This window comes from Arthrobacter sp. efr-133-R2A-63, assembly GCF_030209795.1.
Lineage (GTDB): Bacteria > Actinomycetota > Actinomycetes > Actinomycetales > Micrococcaceae > Arthrobacter > Arthrobacter bambusae_A.
Genome location: NZ_JARVRG010000008.1, coordinates 1 through 7,773, shown reverse-complemented (window position 1 = coordinate 7,773; position 7,773 = coordinate 1). Strand labels below are relative to the sequence as shown.

At 62.2% G+C, this 7,773-nt stretch carries 7 protein-coding genes; 5 read left to right on the top strand and 2 right to left on the bottom strand.

What is annotated here, in order from left to right; all coding sequences use genetic code 11:
- Window positions 1-1,209 precede the first annotated feature (1,209 nt).
- On the bottom strand, window positions 1,210-1,518 hold the full coding sequence (locus tag QRN45_RS04195) for a YegP family protein (RefSeq protein WP_284762502.1): 309 nt from the start codon (window positions 1,516-1,518) through the stop codon (window positions 1,210-1,212).
- Window positions 1,519-2,727: 1,209 nt separating this feature from the next.
- On the opposite strand from QRN45_RS04195, the gene QRN45_RS04190 reads away from it, so the two are divergent.
- The 4 genes from QRN45_RS04190 (at window position 2,728) to QRN45_RS04175 (ending at window position 5,530) form a co-directional block, all read left to right on the top strand.
- Window positions 2,728-3,030 carry a DUF3040 domain-containing protein gene (locus tag QRN45_RS04190; protein WP_284762501.1) on the top strand — a complete coding sequence of 101 codons (303 nt, stop codon included), beginning with the start codon at window positions 2,728-2,730 and terminating at the stop codon, window positions 3,028-3,030.
- A 232-nt stretch (window positions 3,031-3,262) separates the two neighbouring features.
- The gene (locus QRN45_RS04185) at window positions 3,263-3,625 is read left to right on the top strand and encodes an SPW repeat protein (RefSeq protein ID WP_284762500.1); all 363 of its coding nucleotides are present in this window, start codon (window positions 3,263-3,265) and stop codon (window positions 3,623-3,625) included.
- A 448-nt stretch (window positions 3,626-4,073) separates the two neighbouring features.
- A complete protein-coding gene (locus QRN45_RS04180; protein ID WP_284762499.1) occupies window positions 4,074-4,397 on the top strand; it encodes a hypothetical protein in 324 nt (107 codons plus the stop codon).
- 362 nt (window positions 4,398-4,759) lie between these two features.
- Window positions 4,760-5,530, top strand: coding sequence for a class I SAM-dependent methyltransferase (locus QRN45_RS04175; protein WP_350309752.1), 771 nt, complete (start codon window positions 4,760-4,762; stop codon window positions 5,528-5,530).
- Window positions 5,531-5,832: 302 nt separating this feature from the next.
- On the opposite strand, the gene QRN45_RS04170 is transcribed toward QRN45_RS04175, so the two are convergent.
- The gene (locus QRN45_RS04170) at window positions 5,833-6,336 is read right to left on the bottom strand and encodes a hypothetical protein (protein WP_284762497.1); all 504 of its coding nucleotides are present in this window, start codon (window positions 6,334-6,336) and stop codon (window positions 5,833-5,835) included.
- Window positions 6,337-7,142: 806 nt separating this feature from the next.
- Here QRN45_RS04170 and QRN45_RS04165 point away from each other — a divergent pair.
- The coding region (locus QRN45_RS04165) for an IS110 family transposase (protein ID WP_284762496.1) at window positions 7,143-7,773 on the top strand (631 nt) is incomplete at its 3' end.

Genomic DNA, 7,773 nt, shown 5'->3' with positions numbered 1-7,773 from the left:
CCGACAGGCCAACAACCCCAATTCTTACTCGTTAAGGGCTGCTAAAAAGGTAACGAGGGTCTGAACTGCTTCCGCGGCCCGGAACTAAAGGAATTGGGGGCGTCAGTGGCCGTGGTCATGGCACCAAGTGGCATCCTTCCTGCGCAACGAGGACCAGAGTCCAGCCAAAAACAACAATGAGAAGGGGGCTGTCGATCACCCATGCCACCTCCGCCCACCGGGTCCTGGGCAAAGGACACAAATCCATGAACATCACTGATGAAACCGCACCGCGTTGAAGGGAAGACCCACATCCAGGCGGAGCTTTCCCTTGCCCGACGCCGACTTAATGTCCTTTGGGCATGCTGCTCGGCAACAACACCCATCTATGCACCTGCAACGGCGCGGGTGGATCCGATGGCAGTCTGGGTCCTTGGCCGGCGAGCTTCTTCCTTTGCTGGCGGCAATGGTTACCTGTACTTCCGTGGATGTGACTCCTTCCACGAACCGGTACATATCTTGTGCTCCGCGAGGGCCCGGTTTTCATCAATTGACCCGCCTTTCATCAATTTGAGGACCGGAAGCCAACCGTCGAAGAGATGGTGGGACGTGCCTCAAGTTGAAGGCCGGCTCGAGGTCATGTTCCTGATCGGGAGCGGCAGACAATAGCGCGAGTCCGGAATCACTGGACGAATTGCCGACACGGGAACCCGGCTTGTCAGGCACTCATGCCGGCGCCGTAGGATGCCAGAAACGGACGGCAACCCGCCGTTTCAGCTGTGGCTCAGCCGCCAGGCCGGTCTGCACGCGGGGCTTTAGCGGTCCTTGAGACGTTTTTCGCCGACGGATTCGAGCTGCCTGTTGCTCCAGTCGCGGAAGCAGGGGACTGCGCCGTGATGGTGCTTGTTGTTGTACGCCTGGGCAAAGCCCAATGCGTCCTCGAGACCGGGGAAAACCCGGTCTTTGGTGTGATCGGCACAGCTGACGAGGTAACCGGGCCCCTTAAAGCCGTAGCACTGGGTTACATAAGCGGGTCGAGTCAAAACGTTCCCCTTGTGTCGTTCCGCTTCATTAGCGCCCACAGCCTACAGGAGAGAGGCCCGGCAACCGGCAAAGGGTCACCTAAGCCCGCGGCGCACCGCCGGGCTGGAGTCAGTTCGGCGGCCCATCGCCCACACAGAGTCCAGGGCGGCAAAGCGGTCCTCTTCGCTGGCTGTGTCGTGTCGACCCTCAGGCCGCCCTATTCCGGTCGATGGCAAGGCCTGGGGCATCGGCTGAGTGGTCAGCCTGGCATCGAGAAGCCGTCATGACCGGGAGAGCTGAATCTGACCAGGGTGACGATACGTGGGCGTGGATTTCGGGGCAGAGGTCGGTGAACAGTCCCGTTCCGGCGCACTCGCGGACGGCGGTAATGCCGGCGACCGCAGCGGGTTTGTCGGGAAATGACCTGGAGAGGGCCATGACGGTGCCGTCTTTTGATTTGCGACGGAATCTGAAGCTCATGTTCTCGTCTGCGAAGAGTTCGAATGTACCGGTCATAGGCATCCTCCTGGATCGGGAAACGAGCCGAGTGGGCATTTCCTGTCAGGTCGGCATTGCGGTTCTTTTGCGTTGTTTGTGAGGTCCGCCACAGGCGGACGAAACTTAGGGTACTTGGGCGCTCGGCCTACTGGCGAGTATTCCGGTGGCGGTGGGATGTAAGGCGATTGCCGGACATCAAGCACAAAACGCCCGATAAATCCGGGGGGCATGACGGCGCTCAAACCGACGCCGGAGCCAAGCATTTCACTAAGCCACTGGCCGCACTTATCGGTGGTGCCGGAATCATCGTGGAAGACTCCTCGGCCTGGGTGGCTTGGACCTGCGGCTCCTACGCCGTCCGGCGGGACCAGGCGCCTGGCTTTCAGGGCGCCGCTTTGCGGTCGCATGGGCCGGAAGGTGGGGCGGCGCCGCGGCAATGGCACCCGGATCCGGGGGCTCGGCCGCCGTGCATGGATCAGCCAGTGGATGCGGCGCGGGGCCCCGTTCGCGGTGGTGGAGTGTGTGGTCCGGTCCACGTGCAGCCCGGACCGGACAGTTGAGGGGCCCAGCGTCCGGGTATGCCGGAAATTATGGGTTATCGGTCGATGTCCAGCAGGTGTAAGAGTCAGCATTGTCCCTCACGTTCTCTATGATCTTTTTCCGAGTCCCCGCTATCGCCGCTGCTGCTTCGGAACGGCTGACGGGTCTCGGGGTCGGTACACGGGCGCTCCGATGGAGGAGACCGCCCGTGTCTGGCTAACACCATACGTGAGGAACTCCCGGACGGAAATGCCCCAGCTAAAGTGATGGCATACGGTCAGTTACTGCCCGGCGTAGCGGCCAAAAGACTCAGGATTCCTTTCGTTTGTTGCACGCGTCACAGTTTGTTGTTTAGCCTGCTGGCCGGTGCTATAAAAAAATTATTCCAACCACGACATACGTTGGCTGGGAAGAGTCCCTCAGCTCTGTGCGGGAGTGAGGAAAGCATGAGGATTCGTGCCGGCCGGTTCCGTCCCGTTCCGCGAACCCGGAGGGCAAGCCTAGCGGGTTGCCGGGGTCGGCGCCCGGCGGGCGGCCAAGCCAACGGGCAACGGGTGAGAGCGGGGGAACTTCTCGTCGCCTGCGGGCTACCCGCAGCTCTCCTCGATCCGGTGGAGATGGATGCCGGACACCGTCCTGACCGTGACGGCGCCGTCGCAGACGATGGGGAGGGGAGGAAGGTTAGCCATGCCGCTGTCGGACTATGAGCGCAGGCGCCTGCAGGCACTCGAAAACGATCTGGCTGCCGAGGACCCGGCTTTGGCGCGGGAACTGGGGGTGGGGACGCCTCCCCGGCTGTGGTTTCGCAGATGGGCGGGCATCCTCGTCACCCTCGGGGGTTTCGGTCTGTTGATTCTGGGTATCGCCGCCCACGTACCGGTTCTCGGGGTCCTGGGCTTCCTGGTCATGATCGGCGGTGCGTGCGGGTACCCCCCGCGCTGGCCGGCCGGTTCCGGACCGGGCCCGGGACAGGAAGCATCGGGACCATGATGGTGCGCGGATCCCGGCGCCGGCCACGGGAGGGGTGCGTGACCGGGGTGTTGGTTTTGGTCAAGCCGGTGCCGGCCGCTGCTTTGAGACGTGGGTAGGCCGTGCAGGCCTTCCCACCACCGGTCGACGCGCGGTGCCGGGTGACGGCAGCGAAACCGTTGATCAAAACAAGGGGTCCCGGGTTCAATTTCAAGAGAGCGCGGGACCGTTCATATCAAGAAGGTGGTTTCCTATGAAGAAATGGACGCGATGGCAGGATTGGGTCACGGTCATCGCCGGTCTCTACGCTGTCCTGTCGGTGTTGTGGACCAAGGCGGCCGGTGGATCGACAGCCTTGATGCTCGTGTTCGGCGCTTTGCTGATCATCAGCGGCATCATCAATCTGGCCATGCCTGGAACGCCGGTCATGGAGTGGATCCAGGCAGCCTTTGGCGCCCTGTTGTTCCTTTCTCCGTGGTTCGGTTCCTATGCCATGCAAACCGGCGTCGCCTGGACGTCCTGGATCACCGGTGCGGTGGCGCTCGTCGTCACCGCGACGGCCATCAAACCCAGCACCGAGGAACACCGGCACCACACCGTCAGCCCTTCACACTGAACGGCCGGACCCGCACAGCGTGAGAACCGAACGGCCGGCGGGATCGTAGCTGGACCCGCCGGCCGCGGTGGTCCGCGCAGTGAAATCCGCACAGGAGACGCCAGTTTGACCGGCTTGCCGGTTCGGTCTTAGGTCGGCATGCGCGAGTTCGATCCTGACCCGGCCGGGCCTTCTCTGCCATCCAGCCCGGAACTGCAGCGATGACGGGGCACGTGGTGAGCTACGCCCCGCAAATGCTCCTGCAGTGCTTCGTTGCACTGGTCCTTTGGCAGCCGGTTTGGGCTCCAGGGGAAAACGAATGGCCCCGCCTGTTGGGGGCCAGACGGGACGCTCGAACGATAACAAGGCAGACCGGGAATGTGCGGGACCTATCACCGGCTTGGCGCCAGGGGTATTCTGGACGGAATTCACGCCCGAAAGTCCCGGACGGAAGGTGGTATTCAGGCGCGTGAGCCTCAAAGACGAGTGGGACCGGCTCGATTCCGCGACCCGAACCTGGATTCTGGAAAATCCGGCATGCCTTGTCCTTCCGCCCGCACTGTCGGCTAAGTTCAGCAGGCACGCCCACGGGGACATTGCGTGTGACCCGCATGGGCAGGTGGTGCTCTCCCCGGAGGACCACGATTTCATCCGTGAGAAAGCGGAGGCCTCCGGAAAAACGATCCGCCTTCCCGTGAGGGAATACCGGTTCTTCGACACAGCACCCTTGCCTGTTATCAGGACAGCGCCGCCTGGAAGGCGCGCTGCGGCTTCGCCGGATAACGATCAGTAGGAGCACGTTGCTCAGCGCCACAAGGCGAACACCGACCCAAGACACGCGGAGAACCTGCTGTGCACCACTCGGGCGATCTTCATCGGGCCTGCCAGCCGCCCAGCGGGAGGTGAGAATCCATGCGAGGAGCTACCCAGGAACCCTGGTTTCCGTACCGGGGCGCCGGCAATGGCGGCCGAAGGCATACTTCGTCTCCCAGCATCACCGGGGTTCACAACTTCTTCTGGCGGCTTGATGAGGTGGAATATCCGACGTTAGGACTCACTCTCCAGAATCAGATTGCGCGCTTCGCTGGAGTGGAGGAATGACCCCGCATCTTGAGCCGAAGCCGAAGGCAGCCGTCGTAGGCACGGGCCGGTGGATTGCCGCCGCACGAGCCCTTGAGAGCGCCCGCGCGGATCGGCTTTTCAACGATCCGTGGGCCGATCAACTGGCGGGAGAAACTGGCAAGGCCACATTGGAAGACACAGACTACAATCGGTTCCTCCCGGTCCGGACACTATTTTGATGATCAGATCCTCCGCGCGGCGCGGCCGAACTCGCAGATCATCCTGCTTGGCGCCGGCATGGATACCAGGGCCTTTCGGCTGTCTCGGCCGGCATCGTGCGCCGTGTTTGAGATCGACTACGCGGAGGCATTCACGGAGAAAGAGCCCATCCTGAGCGCCGCACCTGCCCGAGGTGAAAGACGGTGCGTCCATGCGGACTTGTCTGGCCCCTGGACCGAGGCCCTTCTCGAGGCAGGCTTTGACCAGCGAGCACCAACGATCTGGGTAGCCGAGGGACTCTTCTACTACCTCGCTGCCATCGATGCCGAGTCCCTCGTGCACGCCACAGCACCCCTATCCGCCCGAGGCTCCACCTTCCTCGCTGACATCTTCGGCACCGGCCCTTTAGCCCTGGAAGGCATGGCACCGCTGGTGGCCTCGCGCAAGAAGGCCGGGCGCCCCTTGCCGTTCTGCACGGATTCACCCGAGGCGCTTTTCAAGGCCGGCGGCTGGAACCACGCCTCGGTGGTTCACCCCGGACAGCCCACGGTAAACTTCGGCCGACTAACCCGGCACCCCGGCGCAAGGGACGCCGGCCACGAATCCAATCTCCGCACCCACCTTGTGACCGCCACCCTTTTTTGAGGACTCAAGCGAGGAACACGAACGACCGCTCCTCTGCAAGGTCAAGTGACCAGAAGCCCAAGGGCGATCGTGAGGGAAACCAATATCCCGTACTCCGCTAAGCCGCGGAACACGGGAGGGATTTTGTAATACTAGGCTTGCTGGCACGCTTATGAAGCTAATACATCCCTTGCGATACATCAGCCGGGCAGGAAAAGCCTCAGGCCAATTGTCGCTCGTGAAAACGCATTATCAGTCCGGAGCCAGGTTCCACCTGGGTTCCTAAAGAGAAGGCAAGAAGCATCTTTTGACCTTGACAATCTCTATTGAGATTCCTGCGGATCGTACGTGCCTGCTCCACCGGACTCCGCAGCCAGATCGGGTTGCTGCTGCATCGACCTGGCATTTGACCGTTGCCCGTCATGCTCGGGTGCGGCGCGCAATTGCCCCAAAGCCTCATCCAAGGCGGCGAGGTCGCCGTGAAAGCGGTGCCAGAGTCGCCGTGCTCGTTCTGTTCGGCCAGCGTGCAAGGACGCCTGGATCAGGCGTCCATCCCGTTCAAGCTGACGGGCACCGATTTTCACGGCCAGGGCCGTCAAATGAGCGACTGCGTCCCCCGATGCGGCGTGGTTGCCTGTGTCCAGGGCCGTCCCTGCGGCGCGCACATGGCCCCGGAGCGTGTCCATGGTACTGCTCAGGAAGGCCGCCGTTTTGTCTCTAGGGGCTTGCCGCTTGATCAATGCTTGGATACGGACCGGGTCGAGGACGATTTCCCGGTTCCGAAGCGCAGGGTTGAAACGGCCAGGATCTTTGTGTTGCGGGAGCATGGCGGCATTTTCCTCCTTGGCCGAATCCGCTGTCTTGATCGCATCCTACTAACAGGCCCCCGCTGGTGCCGTGACGATTCGTCCGGGTGTCCGTATTCCTGTCCGTCGGTATTCTGTTTGTGCACCTTACGCATCCCGGGCCGGTGAGGGTCTTGCCCTGACTGCGAACCGTTACCGACGGAGTGCGGTGGCCGACAACCTCGTGGCCAGGTCCTGCTCCGGAAAATTAAGTACCAACCACTCGTGCGCGGAGCACCCGGATGAGGTTGAGTGATAATGAACTTGGTTTTGGGTGGGCAGGCAGGGAGGTCTGTCCGGTTATCAGACGGGACCAGCGGCGGGGAGAGAATTCCGGTTCCTGGCATGGATTCTCCACTACCCCCAGACGCTGCTGGCCCCCTAGGTCCGATGCCCGGGGTCCTTCGCACTCCCATTCCCGGAAAACGCGAATGACTTGGCTATCACACTCGTGCGGTCGCCCCGTCGGGGGACGGCCGGGGTCAACGCACCGCTGGCAGCGGACGTTGATCGACTCGATGCGTTCGTACCGGGTATGAAAGATGGTGGGTGCCTCGCGTTGTTCGTCTGGCTGGCTGGGCTTGATGGTTTGGTCGTACGGTGAGACCGTCCGGAACTGGGGCACTTGTAGGGAATCGGGGTGGGCAGACCGGTCTTGCACGATGGGCTGAGAGCCCGTGTTAGTAGATGGTCGCCCCGCGACTAGTCCGGCTGCGTCGTGAACGCGGATCCGTAGGTGTCGATTGCCTGACCGATTCCAATCCCTGATATCAGGGGAGGAGAAGGTGATGGTTCGGTTTATTGGTTTGGATGTTCATCGGGATCTCGCGCAGATCGCTTATCTTCAGAACGGCGAGATCCATGACGCCGGTCAGGTGGCGTGCCGGCCCGACGCGTTGGTTGGCTGGGCACGGAAGCTGGGTCCGGGTGATCAGGTGGCGTTGGAAGCGACTGGCAATAGTGAGGCGATCGCGCTGCTCATCAGACCCTATGCGCGCCGGGTCGTGGTATCGAATCCGTTGAAGACCCGCGCGATCGGGGAGGCGAAGGTGAAGACGGATAAAGTCGATGCCCGCATCCTTGCCCAGTTGCTTGCCGCGGAATTCCTACCACCGGTGTGGTTGCCCGATGAGCGTACTGCGCGGCTGCGCCGGATTGTGGGTCAGCGTACTCAGCTGGTTCGAGAGCTCACGCGCATCAAGAATCAGGTGCATGCAGTCCTGGCCAGGAATCTGCTACAGCGCCCCACGGCGACCGATCTGTTCGGTAAGGCCGGGCGGGCCTGGCTCGGCCTTCAAGTGCTGCCGCCGGATGAGCGGGACACTGTTCAAGCGCTGCTTCCTCACCTGGATTTCCTCGGTACTGAGCTGATATGTGGGTCTGGTTGTCAAGAGGCATGGATGAGCGGCTCCTGGTTGT